Source organism: Rhodococcus sp. D-6, assembly GCF_040256695.1.
In the GTDB taxonomy this organism is placed as follows: domain Bacteria; phylum Actinomycetota; class Actinomycetes; order Mycobacteriales; family Mycobacteriaceae; genus Rhodococcus; species Rhodococcus pyridinivorans.
The window spans coordinates 2,759,955-2,776,477 of record NZ_CP132970.1; the positions used below are offsets into that span (position 1 = coordinate 2,759,955).

Here is a 16,523-nt window from a genome sequence, read left to right on the forward strand (position 1 = left end):
TCCACTTTCAGGGGTAATGGGGTCCGAGAACCGGTGTTCTCGGACACGGGTGTGTTCAGTCATCACGGTGACTCCGCACGCGTCCCGTCGTCGCGGGTGCCGGGCCGGCGCTCGGTGTCACTAGCACTCTATACACGAGAGTGCCAGCGCTCAAGGGCAACGGGTGCAAACACGCCGACCTGCGTGGAACCCGACGTCATGTTACGGTTGAATAACGGAAACCCATGAGCGTGATCGTTCGGTGACCTCAGCCGAGGTAGGCCCTGGACGCCTGGTCGTCGATCACGCACGGAAGGTGAACAATGCCCACGTCGCTCGGCATCTCCGTCGGCGCCTCCGGCGCCGGCTCGGCCCTGCGCGTCGATGCTGCACACGCGCCCACAACGGAATTCCGCAGACTCGCCTCCGAGTCGCAGCCCGGGCGCGATCTCGGAGATCTCGTCTTCGACGCCGTCTCGCTCACGTCTCCTCGCGGAACCGCCCGCGGAGCCGACAGTCCCGCCATCATCACGGTCGCATACCGCACCGAGGAACAGGCGCACGAGATCCGCACGGCCGCCGAGCGGACGGGCCACATGGTCCGCCTCGTTCCGGAGACCACCGCCGCCCTCGAATATCTCTACACAGTGGGGGTCCGTCGCGAACCCGGCGCGATCGCGCTCGTGGACATCGGAGCCACCGGCACGACCGTCTCCGTCCTCGACCGCGAGACCGGCACCCTGCTGCGGTCCGCACGTACCGAGACCGTCGGCGGCGACGCCCTGACCGCACGTGTGCTCGATCATGTCCGCAACGCCACCGAGCGGATGCGCACCCGGAGGCAGATCGACCCCGGCCTGCTGGCGGCCCGGTGCCAGGGCGCCCAGGAGGCACTCTCCTCGGCGACGACGACCCGCATCGACATCGCCGAGGCCGGTCCCGACGCGACGGTCACCCTCACCCGAGCGCAACTGGACGAACTGACGACCGATCTCGCCGACGAAGCGGCGGCGTTCACGCGGCGCATCTGCTCGAGCACCGATCCGGTCCCCGAGACCATGGCCCTCATCGGGGGCGCGGCCGCGTCCCCCGTCCTCGCCGCGGCGATCTCGGCGGAGTTCGACGGCGAGATCGTCACCGTCCCCGAACCGGGAGCGGCTGCCGCGATCGGTGCGGCACTGTCGGTCGATTCCCCGTCCTCGGTCGGATACACCGTGGTCGGCGCCCTGTCGCGCACCGGCAACCGGTCCTCGGGTCGTGTCTCCGGTGCGGTCGCCGGGCTCCTGGTGCTCAGTGCGATCATGGCCGGCTTCGCCACCCAGCACTTCACCGAACGCGACAGCAGCGACGCCCAGGTGTCGCCACGTTTCACGAGCGGCGACGTCCCCACGCAGGAGGCCGGTCCCGGCGAGTCGGCCGTCCCGTCCCACGACCCGCCGCCCGAACCCGTGACGTCCCGGAGCACCCGGGACGCACCCGCGCCGACGACGGTTCCCTGGCCGTTGCCGACCGTCGAGCACACCGTTCCGTCGACCCAAGATCCGTGGCCCACTGTGCCCGAGTCGTCGAGCACCACCGTGACGCCCACGCCGATCGATCAGGTGCCGACCCCCGGGTCGACAGCGGAGGAAGAGTCCGACCCGGACCGACCGTTCACGTCGCCGGATTCCGAGACCGCACCGAGGCCCGATCCCGACTCCACGGCTCCGGACTCCACGGCTCCGGACACGACCGCTCCGGACACCACGGCTCCCGACACGACGGCTCCCGACACCACCGAGCCGACCACACCGCCGGAGACGACGAGCCCTGCGCCCACCGATCCGGAGACGACCGAACCGAGCACCGGTGTGAGCCCGACACCCCCGTCGACCGAGACGCCGTCCGCGTCGTCCACCGGCGCATATCCGACCGACCTGTCCTCCACGATCGCGTCCGTCACGGAGGAGGGCACGACCGTGCCGTCCACCGGACAGACCACGACGGGGGAAACGACCACCGGGGAGACCACCACCGGATCCGGGACCTCGGAGATCGCCCCCACCTAGGCAGCGCGCCCTCCTCGGGTGGGGGTCGGTCGGGAAAGGTCAGGCCACGACCTGCGACACCGACACCGACAGGCCCGGATCCGTCGCAGCGCCCAGCGAGGACGGCTGCGCCCCCGCGGCGATGAGATGCGCGCCCAGCGACGCGATCATGACGCCGTTGTCGGTGCACAACTTCGGCCGCGGCACGCGCAGGGTAATACCCGCAGCAGTGCACCGTTCCTCGGCGAGTGCGCGCAACCGGCTGTTGGCGGTCGCTCCACCACCGAGGACGAGCGTGTCGACACCGAGATCCTGGGCGGCCCGCACAGCTTTCATGGTGAGCACGTCCGCCACCGCCTCCTGGAAGCCCGCGGCGACATCGGCGACCGGCACCGGCTCGCCCTCACGTTCCTTCGCTTCGACGAAGCGGGCCACCGCGGTCTTGAGACCGGAGAACGAGAAGTCGTGACGCGCGTCGCGCGGACCGGTCATACCCCGCGGAAAGACGACCGCGGAGGGGTCGCCCTGGCGGGCCAGCCTGTCGACCTCGGGACCGCCCGGATAACCGAGCCCCAGCAGTCGCGCGACCTTGTCGAAGGCCTCCCCGGCGGCGTCGTCGACGGTGGTGCCGAGTTCGACGATGGGTTTGCCGAGATGTTCGACGTGCAGCAGGTGGGTGTGACCACCGGAGACGAGCAGCGCCACGCAGGGCGGCATCGGTCCGTGCTCGAGGGTGTCGACCGCGACGTGGCCCGCGAGGTGGTTGATCGCGAAGAACGGCACGTTCCACGCTGCCGCGTAGGCCTTGGCAGCGGCGACACCGACGAGAAGTGCTCCCGCGAGACCCGGCCCGATGGTTACGCACACCGCGTCCGGCTTCTCGATCCCGGCCTCGTCGAGGGCGCGCCGCATCGTCGGCACCATGGCTTCGAGGTGGGCGCGGGATGCGATCTCCGGCACCACACCACCGAAGCGGGCGTGCTCGTCCACGCTCGACGCCACGGCGTCGGCCATCAGCTCGAGGGTGCCGTCACCCACCCAGCGGACGATGCCGACACCGGTCTCGTCGCACGAACTCTCGATGCCCATCACGACGGGGCGCTCGGGCAGCTCGAATCGGGGGCTGGTGGTGCTCACGCCGGTGACTCCTCTCGCGGATCCGGACGACGCATCGTGTACGCGTCCGCGCCGCTCGGCTGGTAGTAACGCTTCCTGGTTCCGACGATCTCGAAGCCCTCGCGCCGGTACAGGGCGATCGCCGCGTCGTTGTCGGTGCGCACCTCGAGGAAGACCGGCCCTCCCCAGCGGTCGGCGACGGCCAGCAACTCCCCCAGGAGGGCTCCGCCGATCCCCCGGCGGCGCGCCACGGGGTCCACACCGATGGTGTGCACCTCGGATTCGGGTTCGATGGCCGTACCGAGTCGCGCGAGTCCCGCGTAACCGATCAGCCGGCCCTGCGGGTCGCGGGCCGCGAAGTAGCGGTTGTGGGGCGAGGCCAGCTCCGAACGGAAGGCGTCGGCGCTCCACGGGTCGTCGCCGGGGAACAGGATCTGTTCGAGTTCGGCGCAGCGGGGTGCATCCTCGGGGCACAGTGCGTCGATGACGACCGCGTTCTCTGCGGCCGTATTCTCCTCGGGTGTGGCGTTCATGCTCGGCGATTCGCGGTCTCCACCGCGTCGGGGCGGCGCAGGTACAGGGGCACGAGCGGCTCCGGTTCGGCGCCCGCGCGCAGGGCGTCGGCCGCGACTGTCACCAGGCCCGCCGGGGACGGCGTCTGCACGTCCACCGCCGGAAGGTCGAACAGCGCGACGTGCGACGACGAGCCCGCCACCCGCACCGACGGCTCGGCGGGCACGTCGGCGGGGTTGCGCACCTCGGGCCCTTCGACGCGGCGGCCGCCGGAATAGCGTGCCCAGTAGATCTCGCGACGACGGGCGTCGGTGACGACGAGCAGATCGTCGTCCGTACCGTGTTCCCGGTGGACGTCCGCGGCGATCGCGTCGAGGCTGCACACCCCGTGCACGGGGATGCCGAGCGCATCACCGAAGGCCGCAGCAGTGGCCATGCCGACGCGGAGACCCGTGAACGGGCCGGGTCCGATGCCGACGACGATCGCGTCGAGATCGGTGGGGGCAGCGCCGGCCTCGGCGAGGCATTCGAGGATCTGCGGAGTGAGGACTTCGGCGTGCGCTCGCGGATTGTCGAGCACGCGCGCAGCGACCGTCTCGGGTCGGGCATCGTCCCGACCGCGGTCGAGACGGACGACTCCCGAGGTCACGGCGGGGGTGGCGGTATCGACAGCGAGCACGAGCACGATGTACCAGCCTACCCCGCGCGACCTGCCCGGTCGGTGTGCAGTGACGGAAGCCACCGGCATGCGGACTGCCGGTGGCTCAGCCGATCCATTCCCACGAGGCACGGCGGACATCGGTGCCCGGGTCGCGCCGGAGCCGGACCCTCAGATGCCGTTCGGCGAGCTGTTCGACCAAGCCACCGCCCCATTCGACCACCACGACGGTGTCGGTCAGGTCGGTGTCGAGGTCGAGCGCGTCGAGTTCGTCGAGGGCGTTCGGTCCGTCGCCGAGACGGTAGGCGTCGACGTGGACGAGCCCGACCGGTTCGCGTCCCTCCGGACTACCGGGACGGTGTTCGCGGGCGATGACGAAGGTCGGGGAGGTCACGCGTCCCTCCACCCCGAGGCCGGCGGCGATTCCGCGGGTCAGTGCCGTCTTTCCCGCGCCGAGCGGCCCGTCGAGCACGACGAGGTCCCCGGCCCGCAGCTCGGCTGCAAGCCTGCGCCCGAACGCCTCGGTGTCCTCCACGGTCGGCAGTTCGATGGTCTGCTCCCCCACCTGCGGCCCACTCGATTGCGAATCACCCAATTGCGATCTGCCTTCCGTTCACTCCCTGCGTGAAACTCCGCTGGATCAGACGATCGAGGGCACGGTCGACCACCTCGGGGAACTCCAGCTGCACGAGGTGCCCGGCACCACGTACCCGCTTGAGTTCGACATCGGGCAGTTGCTCCGCCAGCGCCTCGGAACTCGCGTACGGGATGACCATGTCGGCGTCGCCGGACAGCACCAGCACGGGCACGGTGCCCAGGACCGGAAGCGCCGCGGACTCGTCGTGCAGTTCGAGGGTGCGGAGGAAGTTGACGATGGTGAGCACCGACGTCTCGTCGAGCATCCGGTCGGACAACTTCACCAGGCGGGGGCTCACGACCGTGCCGTAGGACGCCGCACGCAGGATCGGCGTCACGACGGCACGGGCCGCGCCGCGCGCGAACTGCACGAATCCCGGTGCGGTACGCGCCGCGTACCGGAACGCGTCGATCACCGGGTTCTCGAGATTGCGTCCGATACCGGTCTTGCTGAGCCCTGCCGCGGTGGTCGCCAGCAGACCGACGCCCACGATGCGTTCACCGAACAGGTCGGGCCGCTGGGAGGCGAGCGCGATCGCGGTCATGCCGCCCATCGAGTGGCCCACCACCACCACCGGACCGGTGGGCGCGACTTCGTCGATCACCCGGCCCAGGTCGCGGCCGAGCTGCGCGATGGTGCACGTCGCGGCACCGGAGAAACCGGATTCGCCGTGACCACGCTGGTCGTAGAAGACGGCACGCACGTCACGCCCCCACTGTTCGCGCAGGTGGCGGTACTGCATATGCCAGGCCTGCATGCGCAGGCAGTAGCCGTGGACGAACACGACGGTGAGCCGAGCCAGGGCCGAGCCGCTCTCGCGGACCACGAGCGGGACACCGTCCTCGGTGGTCACGATGCGGCGCGGGAGCCGGAGGATCTCGTCGAAGTCCTCGTTCTGATAGATCTCATGGGCGGGCGCGCCCGCGGTCTTGACCGCGTACAGTCCCGCCGACGATGCGAGCGTCGCAAGGCTCGCACCGAGGAGTCCCATCCTGTTCACGAGGGACATGACGTCACGCTCCCTTCGCTCCGACATAGGTCCGGACGGTCCGTCCGCCGATGCCGGTCACGATCTCGTAGTTGATCGTGCCCAGCTTGTCCGCCCAGTCCTGGGCGTTCGGTTCTCCGTGACGCCCGTCACCGAAGAACAACACCTCGTCGCCCTCGCTTACTCCTGCCCCATCGGGGCCGAGGTCGACGACGACCTGATCCATGCACACGCGCCCGATCTGCGGGCACCGGCGCCCGCCGAGCTGCACCTCGATGCGCCCGCTGAGATTGCGGCGGATCCCGTCCGCATATCCCATGGGCAGCAGCGCCACCGTCGTATCCGCGGGAGCAGTCCAGGTGTGCCCGTAGGACACCCCGTCTCCCGCCTTCACCTTCTTCACCAGCACCACCCTCGCCCGCACGGTCATCACCGGCCGGAAGCCCAGGTCGCCGAGTTCCGGGATCGGTGTCAACCCGTACATCGCAATTCCGGGCCGAACCATGTCGAATCGCAGGTCGGGGCGGGTGACGGTGGCCGCGGAATTCGACAGGTGCACCACTTCGGGAGCCAGATGGTGCCGCCGCAGATCCGCGACGGCCTCGCTCAGCCGGTCGCGCTGCTCGGCGTTGCCCGGATGCTCGGGTTCGTCGCCGTGGGCGAGGTGCGAAAAGGCTCCACGCAGCCGCACGACACCTTCGGCCTGTGCCCGGCCCAGGTCGCGCACCATGTCGTCCCACTCGTCGACGGCGACACCGTTGCGGTTGAGGCCGGTGTCGACCTTGACCGTGACGGTCGCGGTGACCCCGACCTGCCGCGCCGCCTCGACGACGGCCGCTAGATGCCGCGGCGAGGACACGCCCAGTTCGATCCCGGCCTCGACGGCGGGAGCGAAATCGGAGTCGGCGGTGTGCAGCCACGACAGGATCGGAGCCTCGATACCCGCGGCGCGGAGTTCGAGGGCCTCGCCGAGCGTCGTCACACCCAGTTCGCGGGCGCCTGCGGCGAGCGCGGCACGCGCGACCGGCACGGCCCCGTGGTTGTAGGCGTCGGCTTTGACGACGGCCATGACCGCAGCGGGACCCGCGTACTCCCGGAGCGCTCGTACGTTCTCCGACACGGCATCGAGATCGATGAGGGCTTCGGCTTGGGGAAGGACGGTACGTGCAGGTCGCGGGGTGCGTTGGGTCGTGGTCACGTCTGTCGATCCTGCCACTGCGCCGTCGGACGCCGACGTCGTGTCCCCGTGTACCACGTCACGATTCGGCAATGTGGGTGCGCAACAGACGAATCGAGTCGCCGAGTCGCGAGAGGATCGCGCTCGCCGAGGTCGGCGCCGCTCCAGGGGACTCGGGGTCCTGCGCGGCCAGGTTCGCGGCGAGGGCGTGGGCCCGAGCACCGGCCGCCGCGGCCAGGTCCACCGGCATGCCCGACGAGAGCAACGACCCGATGACACCGGCCAACACGTCCCCGGCACCCGCGGTCGACGCCCACGAACCGCCCGCATCGTTGACGAAGACGTGCCCGTCGGGCCGTGCCACGAGCGTCGCGCGCCCCTTGAGCAGCACGTGCACTCCCCAGTCGGCGGCGAGGGAACGTACCGCCGCGACCCGGTCCGGTTCGGGGCGGTTCCCGGTCAGGCGGGCGAACTCGCCGGCGTGCGGGGTGAGCAGGGTGTGCGCGGACCGGCCCCGCACGAGACCGGGTTCGCGGGCGAGGAGCGTGAGTCCGTCGGCGTCGACGAGCACCGGCAGGTCGGTGGCGAGGATGTCGCGCAGGTTCGCGCAGGCCTCATCGTCGGTACCGGCACCCGGCCCCACGACCCAGGCCTGCACCCGCCCGGTCTCGGCCACCGAGGGCGACACGACGACCTCGGGGAACCGCGCGAGCACCTCGGAGGCACCCGACCCGGCGTAGCGCACCATGCCGGAGGTCGCGGCGACGGCCGCTCCCGTGCACAGCACACCCGCCCCCGGATACCGGGCGCTGCCGGCACGGACACCCACCACACCCTGGGAGTACTTGTCGTCCTCGGCGCCGGGCACCGGCCAGATCGCGCCGATCTCGGACGGTTCCGCCGCGACCAGCCCGGCCTCCGGGAGTGTGAGTCCGATGTCGACGAGTTCGACGCGACCGCAGCGCGTGGCGCCGAGTGCATGGACCGGCTTGTAGGCGCCGAAGGTGACGGTCACCGCGGCCGTGATCGCCGGTCCGTCGACGGCACCGGTATCGGGGTCGACACCGCTCGGGATGTCGACGGCGATGATCGGCGCGGTGATCTCGTCCACGAGCGCGGCCGCCGCCGGTCGCAGCGGGCCGCGCCCGGAGATGCCGACGATGCCGTCGAGCACGAGGTCCGGGTCGCCGAGGTGCTCTGGAGTCGCCGGGACGATCCGCCCGCCGGCCTTCCGCAGTGCCCGCAGACCCGCGGGGTGCGCCCGGTCGGGGTCGAGCAGCAGTGCAGTGACGGACACGCCCCGCCGGCGCAGGAAGGTTCCCGCCCACAGCGCGTCGCCGCCGTTGTCGCCGGACCCGACGAGCAGGCTCACCCGCCGACCGGCGATCCCACCGGTGCGTTCACGCAGTTCGGAAGCCACGACCCGCGCGAGTCCGTAGGCCGCGCGCCGCATGAGGGTTCCCTCGGGGAGAGACTCCAGCAGCGGCGCCTCCGCCGCGCGGACCACGTCGGACGGGTGAAAACTGCGCATCGTCCCTCCTGCACCGGCGGGTGGGTCGCTATTCGACGGTGACCGACTTGGCGAGGTTGCGGGGCTTGTCGACGTCGTAACCACGGGCCTGCGCGACCTCCGCGGCGAAGACCTGCAACGGCACCGTCGACAACAACGGCTGCAGCAGCGACGCCGACGACGGGATCTCGACGAGGTGATCGGCGAACGGCCGGACCGTCTCGTCGCCCTCCTCGGCGATGACGACGGTGACGGCCCCGCGGGCCTGGATCTCGCGGATGTTGCTGAGCAGCTTGCTGTGCAGCACGGCGCGGCCCTTCGGCGACGGCATGACGACGATGACGGGCAGCCCGTCCTCGATCAGCGCGATCGGGCCGTGCTTGAGCTCACCGGCCGCAAAACCCTCGGCGTGCATGTACGCCAGCTCCTTGAGCTTGAGCGCACCCTCGAGCGCGACCGGGTAGCCCACGTGCCGACCGAGGAACAGCACGGCCGGCGAGGCCGACAGCTCCCGCGCCAGCGCCCGCACCGGCTCCATGCCGGTCAGCAGCTCGGCGATCTTCTCCGGCATCGCCGCCAGGTCCTGGTACTCGCGGGCCACCTCGTCGGGATACTTCGTGCCGCGCGCCTGCGCCAGCGCCAGACCCACGAGGTAGTTCGCGGCCATCTGCGCCAGGAACGCCTTCGTCGAGGCCACACCGATCTCCGGGCCGGTGCGGGTGTAGAGCACCGCGTCGGCCTCCCGCGGGATCTGCGCGCCGTTGGTGTTGCACACCGCCAGCACCCGCGCCTTCTGATCCTTGGCGTGCCGGACCGCTTCGAGGGTGTCGGCGGTCTCCCCGGACTGCGAGATCGCCACGACCAGCGTGGACCGGTCGAGCACCGGATCGCGGTAGCGGAACTCCGAGGCCAGCTCGACCTCGACGGGCAGGCGGGTCCAGTGCTCGATCGCGTACTTGGCGACCAGGCCCGAGTGGTACGAGCTGCCGCAGGCGACGACGAACACCTTGTCGATGTCGCGCAGTTCCTGATCGGACAGGCGCTGCTCGTCGAGCACGATGCACCCGTCGACGAAGTGACCGCGCAGGGTGTCGGCGACCGCGGCCGGCTGCTCCTCGATCTCCTTGAGCATGAAGTAGTCGTGGCCGCCCTTCTCGGCGGCGGCGAGATCCCAGTCGATGGTGAACGGACGCGTCGCCACGTCGGTGTTGCCGTCGAAGTCGGTGACCTCGTAGGAGTTGTTCGTGATCACCACGACCTGGTCCTGACCGAGCTCGACCGCCTCCCGGGTGAACTCGATGAACGCCGCGACGTCCGAGGCGATGAACATCTCACCGTCGCCGACCCCGACGACCAGCGGCGTCGACCGGCGCGCCGCGACGATCGTGCCCGGATGATCGGCGTGGGCGAAGACCAGTGTGAACGCACCCTGCAGGCGGCGCAGCACACTGCGGGCGCTGTCGACGAAGTTGCCCGCCGTCGGACCCTCGGCGTAGGCGCGGGCCACCAGATGCACCGCGACCTCGGTGTCGGTGTCGCTGGCCAGCTCCACACCCGACTTCTCGAGCTCCTCACGCAGCGGCGCGAAGTTCTCGATGATGCCGTTGTGCACCACCGCGACCTTGCCGGTCGCGTCGCGATGCGGATGCGCATTGCGGTCGGTGGGACGACCGTGGGTGGCCCACCGGGTATGCCCCATCCCCGCGGTACCGGCGAAGTGCTCCTCGCCGATCTCGGCGAGCTCGGCCTCCAGATTGACCAGCCGCCCCGCCTTCCGCTCGACGGCCAGACCACCCTTGCCGTCGAGGATGGCGATTCCCGCCGAGTCGTAACCCCGGTACTCCATCCGCCGCAGCGCTTCCACCACGACGTCGAGAGCACGACGGTGCCCGACATAGCCCACGATTCCGCACATGCCTAGCAGGGTACTGGTCGACCCCCGCCCGGGAACAACACACCGGTGAGCCCGTACACCTGCATCGGGGCACGCCGTCCGGTACGCACCGACCCCGGCGGGCAGCGCCATCCGCTAACGTTCAGGCCGTGGCGGCGAACCCCAAGAAACTGGCTCAGGAACTCTCCCGGCGCGGCCCGCACTCGGTGCTGCGCGGCGACCTGGCGCTCGCCGGTCAGCCGGGTGTCGTGTACACCCCAGCGGAAGGCTTCGACCTGCCCGCGATCGCGTTCGGGCACGGCTGGCTCACCGGGGTCACGAAGTACACGAAGCTCTTCGAGCACCTCGCGTCCTGGGGAATCGTGGTGGGCGCACCCAACACCGAACGCGGACCGGTGCCGTCGACGATCGGCTTGTCGACCGACCTGCTCACCACCCTCGACATCTGCACCGGCGTGCGTCTCGGTACCGGGCGGATCAGTGTCCATCCGTCGAAGCTCGCGCTGGTGGGCCACGGCTCGGGTGCCGGGGCGGCGGTGCTCGCCGCTGCGAGGCGTGAGGTCGCGGCCGTCGCCGCGCTCTACCCCTCGCCCGTCTCCCCCGCTGCCTCCGAAGCCGCGGGCCGCGTGCGGGCACCGGGCCTCGTCCTCGTCGGCGAGAAGAGCATCGGGTCGATGACCAGCGACGCCGTCGCGGTCGCCCGGGGCTGGGGCAGCGACGACGTGCAGCTGCGGGTCGTCGAGAAGGCGAACGACGAAGGACTCGTCGAGGGGCGCCGCCTGCTCGGAGCGCTCGGCGTCGGTGGTGCCGAGCGTCGCACCCAGGAACGCACTCGTGCGCTGCTCACCGGCTTCCTGCTGCACCGTCTCACGGGCGACAAGACGTACGCGATCTTCTCCGACCTCACCACGGAGCTGCCCGGCTCCACGGTGATCTCCGACCCCGACGTCGTCGATCGCGATCTCGGCACGCAGGTCAACCTGCTCCTCGGGCGCTGACGTTCCGTCGTTCGCGTCACAGCGGTCCGGCTTCCGCGAGCACGACTCCTGCACCGCCCTCGTCGTTCTCGTCCTGCCGGCGGTCGGCCTCGACCGGTCCTGGGGTGTGTTCGCGTCTGCGTTCGCCCGGGCGGATCCCGGGAACCGTCAGCAGTGCACCTTGATTCGGCGGGTCGCTCGGTCCGTGCTGCGTCGACCCGTCGTCGACGACGGGAGCCACCGTCCCGGCACCGGATACGCCCGCGGCCGCCGCCCCGGCATCATCGGCGACGCGTTCGGTGGTCGTCGCCAGGTCGGTGACGCTGCCGGCGATCCGGCGGACGGCCTCCTCACATGCCCCGAGCACCACGTCGACGGCGTCCCGGACCGCCGGGACCAGACGTTCCTCCATCCATCTCCGGCACTCGGCGGCAGGGTCGGACACGTCGCCACCGGGCGGGTCGCCCAGGTTGCCACCGGGCGGGTCGCCCACGTCGCCACCGGGCGGGTTGCCGAACCAGCGGGCATGCTCCTCCGGGCTCGGTCCGTGCGGGCCACCGCTCGCTCCGGCGACGATCGTGTCGATCTCGTCCCTCGTGCGACCGTCGACGGTGCCTTCCGCGAGTTCCCCGACGACGCGGGCCTTCTCACGCAACGCTGCGGCGATCGCGGTGGCCGCCGATTCCAGCGCGACCGCGAGATCGGTCAGCGACGCACACAGCGCCACTCCGGAACGGACGGTGGCCGTCAGCTCGGCGCGAGCCCGGTCGGCGGCGGATCCGTCCCACGACTCGTCGAGTTGCTGCAGGAGGCGACGCTGTTCGTCGGTCCGACGACCGAGCGAGGTCGCGAGCGAGCGCGTCGTGGCGGCGTCGTCGGCGAGGGCGGGCAACGAGAGGGTTCGTTCCTCGTCGTAGCGTGCCCGGACGTCCGCGACGCAACAGCCGGACTCGAGCCCGAGAGTGTGCAGGGACTGCACGAGGTCGGTCAGACGGGCCAGGCCGGGCGCTCCCGCGTCGAGGATGTCGCCTGCGCTCTCGGGAGGGGTCCTCACGGCTGCCGGGTCCCTGCGTCGCCGAACCCGACGCTGTCGAGTTCGGCACCGGTCACAGCGGTGAGGGCGATGCCGGTCGCGTCGTCCTGGTGCCGGTATCTGTCTGCCGCCGCGCGCAATGCGTCGGCCTGCGCCTGCACTGTCGCCGCCCAGCTCTCACACGTCGCACGCATCCTGCGATATCCGGTCTCGACGCGAACGCCGGCCGACCGGTGCGTCGATCCGGCACCGGAGCCGTCGAAGACGAGACCGCCGAAGCCACGACGGATCTCGTCGTCGGCGTCCTCGGCGACCTCCGCGAGTCGTGCCGCGACGGCTCGCACCGCGTCGCCGTCGACCTGGATCGTGCTGTGCTGTGTGTCCATGTCCGCCCTTCACCCACCGAACCCTCTCGAAGGGTTAGGACGCAGCGCAGGACGATCCGGTTCCACCGCAGCGTGACTGCGAGCGGAAACCGGCAGCGAAGGGCAGGGACCGCGCAGGTCAGACGGCGGCGACGACTCCCGCGAGACGGTCGGCGACCGCCCGGGCGTGATCGTCGTCGGCGGCTTCGACCATGACGCGTACGAGCTGCTCGGTGCCCGACGGACGCAGCAGCACCCGGCCGGTCTCACCGAGTTCGCGCTCGGCCTCCGCGACCGCGTCCGCCACCGCAGGATCGCTCGCGACGGCGACCTTGTCGTGGACCCGCACGTTCACGAGGACCTGCGGAAGCGATGTCATCACCGAGGCGAGCTTCGCGAGCGGCAGACCCGTCGTGGCGATCCGCTCCATCAGGCGCAGGCCCGTGAGCACGCCGTCGCCGGTCGTACCGTGCGCGGGCAGGACGATGTGGCCGGACTGCTCACCGCCGAGGCCGTAGCCACCGCGGCGGAGCTCCTCGAGCACGTAGCGGTCGCCCACGCCGACGGTGCGCACCTGGATCCCCGCCGCGCGCATCGCGAGATGCAGACCGAGATTGCTCATCACCGTGGCGACGAGGGTGTCGTCGGGAAGTTCACCGGCTTCGTGCATGCCGAGAGCGAGGATCGCCATGATCGCGTCACCGTCGACCACCGTGCCGGTCGCATCGACGGCGAGGCAGCGGTCGGCGTCGCCGTCGTGCGCGAGACCGAGGTCGGCGCCGTGCTCGAGCACGGCCTGCTGCAGCACGGACAGGTGCGTGGATCCGCAGCCGTCGTTGATGTTCAGTCCGTCGGGTTCGGCGTTGATCGCGATGACCGTGGCACCTGCGGCCGCGTAGGCGGCCGGGCCGGCCTGCGAGGCGGCGCCGTGCGCGCAGTCGACCACTACGGTCGTACCGGTGAGCGGCTTGTGCACGGCCGTCGCGAGATGCGCGAGATAACGGTCGAGGGCGTCGGACACGACGCGCACCCGGCCGATACCGGAGCCGGTGGGGCGTGCGGCGCTCTCGGCGTCGCCGTGCAGCACCGCTTCGATCCGGTCCTCGACCTCGTCGTCGAGCTTGTGCCCGCCGGCTGCGAAGATCTTGATGCCGTTGTCGGGCATCGGATTGTGCGACGCGGAGATCATCACGCCGAGGTCGGCGCCGTAGTCACCCGTGAGGTACGCGACCGCTGGGGTGGGCAGTACGCCCACCGACACCACGTCGACTCCGGCTGCGGTGAGTCCGGCCGTGACGGCCGCCTCGAGCATCTCCCCGCTCGCGCGTGGATCTCGACCCACGACCGCGACCGGTCGCCGCTCGGCACCCTGCGGGGCCAGGACCGCTGCCGCAGCGCCTGCCAGGCGTACTGCCAGCTCCAATGTGAGCTCGGCGTTGGCCAAGCCCCGGACTCCGTCGGTGCCGAACAACCGACCCATGTACACAGCCTCCCAGTCGTGTGCGGCCCCCGCCGCGGGTGTCGATAGAGGACAGAATGCACGAAAGCAGGCGCCGGTAGGAGATGTCTACCGACGCCTGCTCTCGTGATGGAACAGGTGCCGACTCTGACGAAATCAGCGTCGGCGGCACATCAGCGCTTGGAGTACTGCGATGCCTTACGGGCCTTCTTCAGGCCGTACTTCTTGCGCTCGACGGCACGCGGGTCACGCGTGAGGAAGCCGGCACGCTTGAGCGCGGGGCGATCCTCGGGGGTGACCTCGGTGAGTGCACGCGCGATGGCGAGACGCAGCGCGCCGGCCTGGCCGGACGGACCGCCGCCGTGCAGGCGTGCGTGGATGTCGAACGACTCGGTGCGCTCGACCGTCACCAGGGGCGACTTCACGAGCTGCTGGTGCACCTTGTTCGGGAAGTAGTCCTCGATGGTGCGGCCGTTGAGGGTGAAGTTGCCGGTGCCGGGCACGAGGCGGACGCGGACGACAGCCTCCTTACGGCGACCGACGGTCTGGACCGGACGGTCGAACACGATCGGGGCAGCAGGTGCCTCGACGACGTCCTCGACGTACTCGTCTGCAGCGACCTCGACGTTCTCGACGTACTCTTCGGGGTTCACGTTCTGTTCCTCGGGCGTCGTCACTGTGCCACCTGCTTGATCTCGAACGGCACCGGCTGCTGCGCGGCGTGGGGGTGGTTCGGGCCCGCGTAGACCTTCAGCTTCTTCGCGATGGCGCGACCGAGCTTGTTCTTCGGGAGCATGCCGGTGACGGCCTTCTCCACGAGGCGGTCGGGGTTCTTCTCGAGAACCTCGCCGACGGAACGAGCCCGCAGACCGCCCGGGTGACCGGAGTGGCTGTAGAGGAACTTGTCGGTCCGCTTGTTGCCGGAGACGGCAACCTTGTCGGCGTTGATGATGACGACGAAGTCACCACCGTCGACGTGCGGCGCGAATGTGGGCTTGTGCTTGCCGCGGAGCAGGTTTGCCGCCTGCACCGCGAGGCGGCCGAGCACCACGTCGGTGGCGTCGATGACGTGCCACTGATGGGTCACGTCGCCGGCCTTCGGTGTGTACGTAGACACAGATCTTCCTCGTCTATCGTTTCGCTGCTGGCCTGCATGCCGACGGTTGCCACGCCCGGCGGCCAGTTGGGACCCGGGAGAGGTGTTCGTCGCACCACAGGGCACGACGACGTGCGACACGCCGAGGGGACACTCTACCGGGCGGACGCCGGGCCGGTCAAAGCACCGCAGCAGCCCTGCCCTTGCGCACCCTCCGCTGGAGCACCCCGGAAGCAGCAGCACGTCCCGGCGGCCTCTCCACCACCGGGACGTGACAGCGCCGGATCGGTCCGGATCCGGCAGACCCGGATCAGCCCGGGAAGCGCTGCTGGTTCAGTCGCTCGACCTCCTGCATGTTGTCGTTACCGGTCGAGACCACCCGACCGATGTCGTGCAGCACCTGGATGAGGCCGGCCTCGGCCTCGTTCCAGCGCGCCTGCGTGGCGGCGTAGCGCTCCTGCGCCCCACTGTCCCAGGTGGCGATGAGGGGCGCCACCTGCCCCTCGATGCGGTCGAGCGTCGCCTCGATCGCCTTCTGACCGGACACGAGCTGGGCGTGCAGGTCGGCGACGCCGGCGAAGTTCTGATAGATCTCGGACACGGATCGTTCTCCTTGTTCTCGAATGTGTGCCGGAGGGCTGTGTGCCGGAGCGACCGGCGATCAGTTGAACGACCCGTTGAGCACCGAACCGCCATCGGGGTCGATCGCCGACAAGGACTGGGCCTGCTGGTCCTCGGCAGCGGCGTACGACCGTCCACTGGTGCGCACGGCTTCTGCCAGTTCGTCCAGGGCGTTCGACAGCTTGGTGTGGTTGACGTTCCAGCGCTCCATGATTCCGGCGAACTGTTCCGCCGAGCGGCTCCGCCAGACCGACGGCGCGGACTGCACCACGCCCGTCAGACGACCGAGGATCGCGTCGAGTTCGGCGCGGGAGTCCTGGAGTTGTCCCGCGACGACCTCCATGGTCGCTACATCGGTGGTGAGGTGATTCGAATTGCCGGTCGGTTGGGTCAACGGCGTACTCCTTCGCTCGTGCGTGGATCATCCGGCTCGGTGTCGAGCCGGTCCTGGCTCCTACATCTGGTTGGACGCA

17 protein-coding genes are annotated in these 16,523 nt (G+C 70.3%); 2 read left to right on the plus strand and 15 right to left on the minus strand.

What is annotated here, in order from left to right:
• The first annotated feature begins 302 nt into the window (after positions 1-302).
• On the plus strand, positions 303-2,027 hold the full coding sequence (locus RBB84_RS13040; protein ID WP_033097004.1) for an Hsp70 family protein: 1,725 nt from the start codon (positions 303-305) through the stop codon (positions 2,025-2,027).
• A gap of 39 nt (positions 2,028-2,066) precedes the next feature.
• Here RBB84_RS13040 and tsaD read toward each other — a convergent pair whose 3' ends face one another.
• The 8 genes from tsaD to glmS form a co-directional block, all read right to left on the minus strand.
• Positions 2,067-3,095: a tRNA (adenosine(37)-N6)-threonylcarbamoyltransferase complex transferase subunit TsaD gene (tsaD, locus tag RBB84_RS13045; protein WP_033097166.1), complete on the minus strand. Its 1,029-nt coding sequence runs from the start codon at positions 3,093-3,095 to the stop codon at positions 2,067-2,069.
• Between the two features lie 44 nt (positions 3,096-3,139).
• Positions 3,140-3,655, minus strand: coding sequence for a ribosomal protein S18-alanine N-acetyltransferase (gene rimI / locus RBB84_RS13050; protein ID WP_052040004.1), 516 nt, complete (start codon positions 3,653-3,655; stop codon positions 3,140-3,142).
• Complete coding sequence (gene tsaB, locus RBB84_RS13055) at positions 3,652-4,320, minus strand: tRNA (adenosine(37)-N6)-threonylcarbamoyltransferase complex dimerization subunit type 1 TsaB (protein ID WP_033097003.1); 669 nt, start codon at positions 4,318-4,320, stop codon at positions 3,652-3,654. The genes rimI and tsaB overlap by 4 nt, the downstream gene beginning before the upstream one ends.
• A 79-nt stretch (positions 4,321-4,399) precedes the next feature.
• Positions 4,400-4,858: a tRNA (adenosine(37)-N6)-threonylcarbamoyltransferase complex ATPase subunit type 1 TsaE gene (tsaE, locus tag RBB84_RS13060; protein WP_033097002.1), complete on the minus strand. Its 459-nt coding sequence runs from the start codon at positions 4,856-4,858 to the stop codon at positions 4,400-4,402.
• 22 nt (positions 4,859-4,880) lie between these two features.
• The gene (locus tag RBB84_RS13065; protein WP_006550064.1) at positions 4,881-5,939 is read right to left on the minus strand and encodes an alpha/beta hydrolase; all 1,059 of its coding nucleotides are present in this window, start codon (positions 5,937-5,939) and stop codon (positions 4,881-4,883) included.
• Between the two features lie 4 nt (positions 5,940-5,943).
• Entirely contained in the window at positions 5,944-7,116 is a 1,173-nt protein-coding gene (gene alr, locus RBB84_RS13070) for an alanine racemase (protein WP_019288585.1), read from the minus strand.
• A gap of 58 nt (positions 7,117-7,174) precedes the next feature.
• Complete coding sequence (locus RBB84_RS13075) at positions 7,175-8,626, minus strand: bifunctional ADP-dependent NAD(P)H-hydrate dehydratase/NAD(P)H-hydrate epimerase (protein WP_006550062.1); 1,452 nt, start codon at positions 8,624-8,626, stop codon at positions 7,175-7,177.
• Positions 8,627-8,654: 28 nt separating this feature from the next.
• A complete protein-coding gene (gene glmS / locus RBB84_RS13080; protein WP_006550061.1) occupies positions 8,655-10,520 on the minus strand; it encodes a glutamine--fructose-6-phosphate transaminase (isomerizing) in 1,866 nt (621 codons plus the stop codon).
• A gap of 128 nt (positions 10,521-10,648) precedes the next feature.
• Between glmS and RBB84_RS13085 the strand changes: the two genes are divergently transcribed.
• Positions 10,649-11,497: a hypothetical protein gene (locus RBB84_RS13085; protein ID WP_019288586.1), complete on the plus strand. Its 849-nt coding sequence runs from the start codon at positions 10,649-10,651 to the stop codon at positions 11,495-11,497.
• A gap of 16 nt (positions 11,498-11,513) precedes the next feature.
• On the opposite strand, the gene RBB84_RS13090 is transcribed toward RBB84_RS13085, so the two are convergent.
• The 7 genes from RBB84_RS13090 to RBB84_RS13120 all read right to left on the minus strand — a co-directional run bounded on the left by RBB84_RS13090 (position 11,514) and on the right by RBB84_RS13120 (position 16,444).
• On the minus strand, positions 11,514-12,530 hold the full coding sequence (locus tag RBB84_RS13090) for a hypothetical protein (protein WP_019288587.1): 1,017 nt from the start codon (positions 12,528-12,530) through the stop codon (positions 11,514-11,516).
• Positions 12,527-12,895, minus strand: coding sequence for a hypothetical protein (locus RBB84_RS13095; protein ID WP_006550058.1), 369 nt, complete (start codon positions 12,893-12,895; stop codon positions 12,527-12,529). The genes RBB84_RS13090 and RBB84_RS13095 overlap by 4 nt, the downstream gene beginning before the upstream one ends.
• 118 nt (positions 12,896-13,013) lie before the next feature.
• Positions 13,014-14,354 carry a phosphoglucosamine mutase gene (gene glmM / locus RBB84_RS13100; protein WP_006550057.1) on the minus strand — a complete coding sequence of 447 codons (1,341 nt, stop codon included), beginning with the start codon at positions 14,352-14,354 and terminating at the stop codon, positions 13,014-13,016.
• A gap of 152 nt (positions 14,355-14,506) precedes the next feature.
• Positions 14,507-15,010, minus strand: coding sequence for a 30S ribosomal protein S9 (gene rpsI / locus RBB84_RS13105; protein WP_006550056.1), 504 nt, complete (start codon positions 15,008-15,010; stop codon positions 14,507-14,509).
• Entirely contained in the window at positions 15,007-15,450 is a 444-nt protein-coding gene (gene rplM / locus RBB84_RS13110; RefSeq protein ID WP_006550055.1) for a 50S ribosomal protein L13, read from the minus strand. The genes rpsI and rplM overlap by 4 nt, the downstream gene beginning before the upstream one ends.
• Before the next feature lie 289 nt (positions 15,451-15,739).
• Entirely contained in the window at positions 15,740-16,030 is a 291-nt protein-coding gene (locus RBB84_RS13115; RefSeq protein ID WP_016690931.1) for a WXG100 family type VII secretion target, read from the minus strand.
• A gap of 60 nt (positions 16,031-16,090) precedes the next feature.
• On the minus strand, positions 16,091-16,444 hold the full coding sequence (locus RBB84_RS13120; RefSeq protein ID WP_019288588.1) for a WXG100 family type VII secretion target: 354 nt from the start codon (positions 16,442-16,444) through the stop codon (positions 16,091-16,093).
• Positions 16,445-16,523 lie beyond the last annotated feature (79 nt).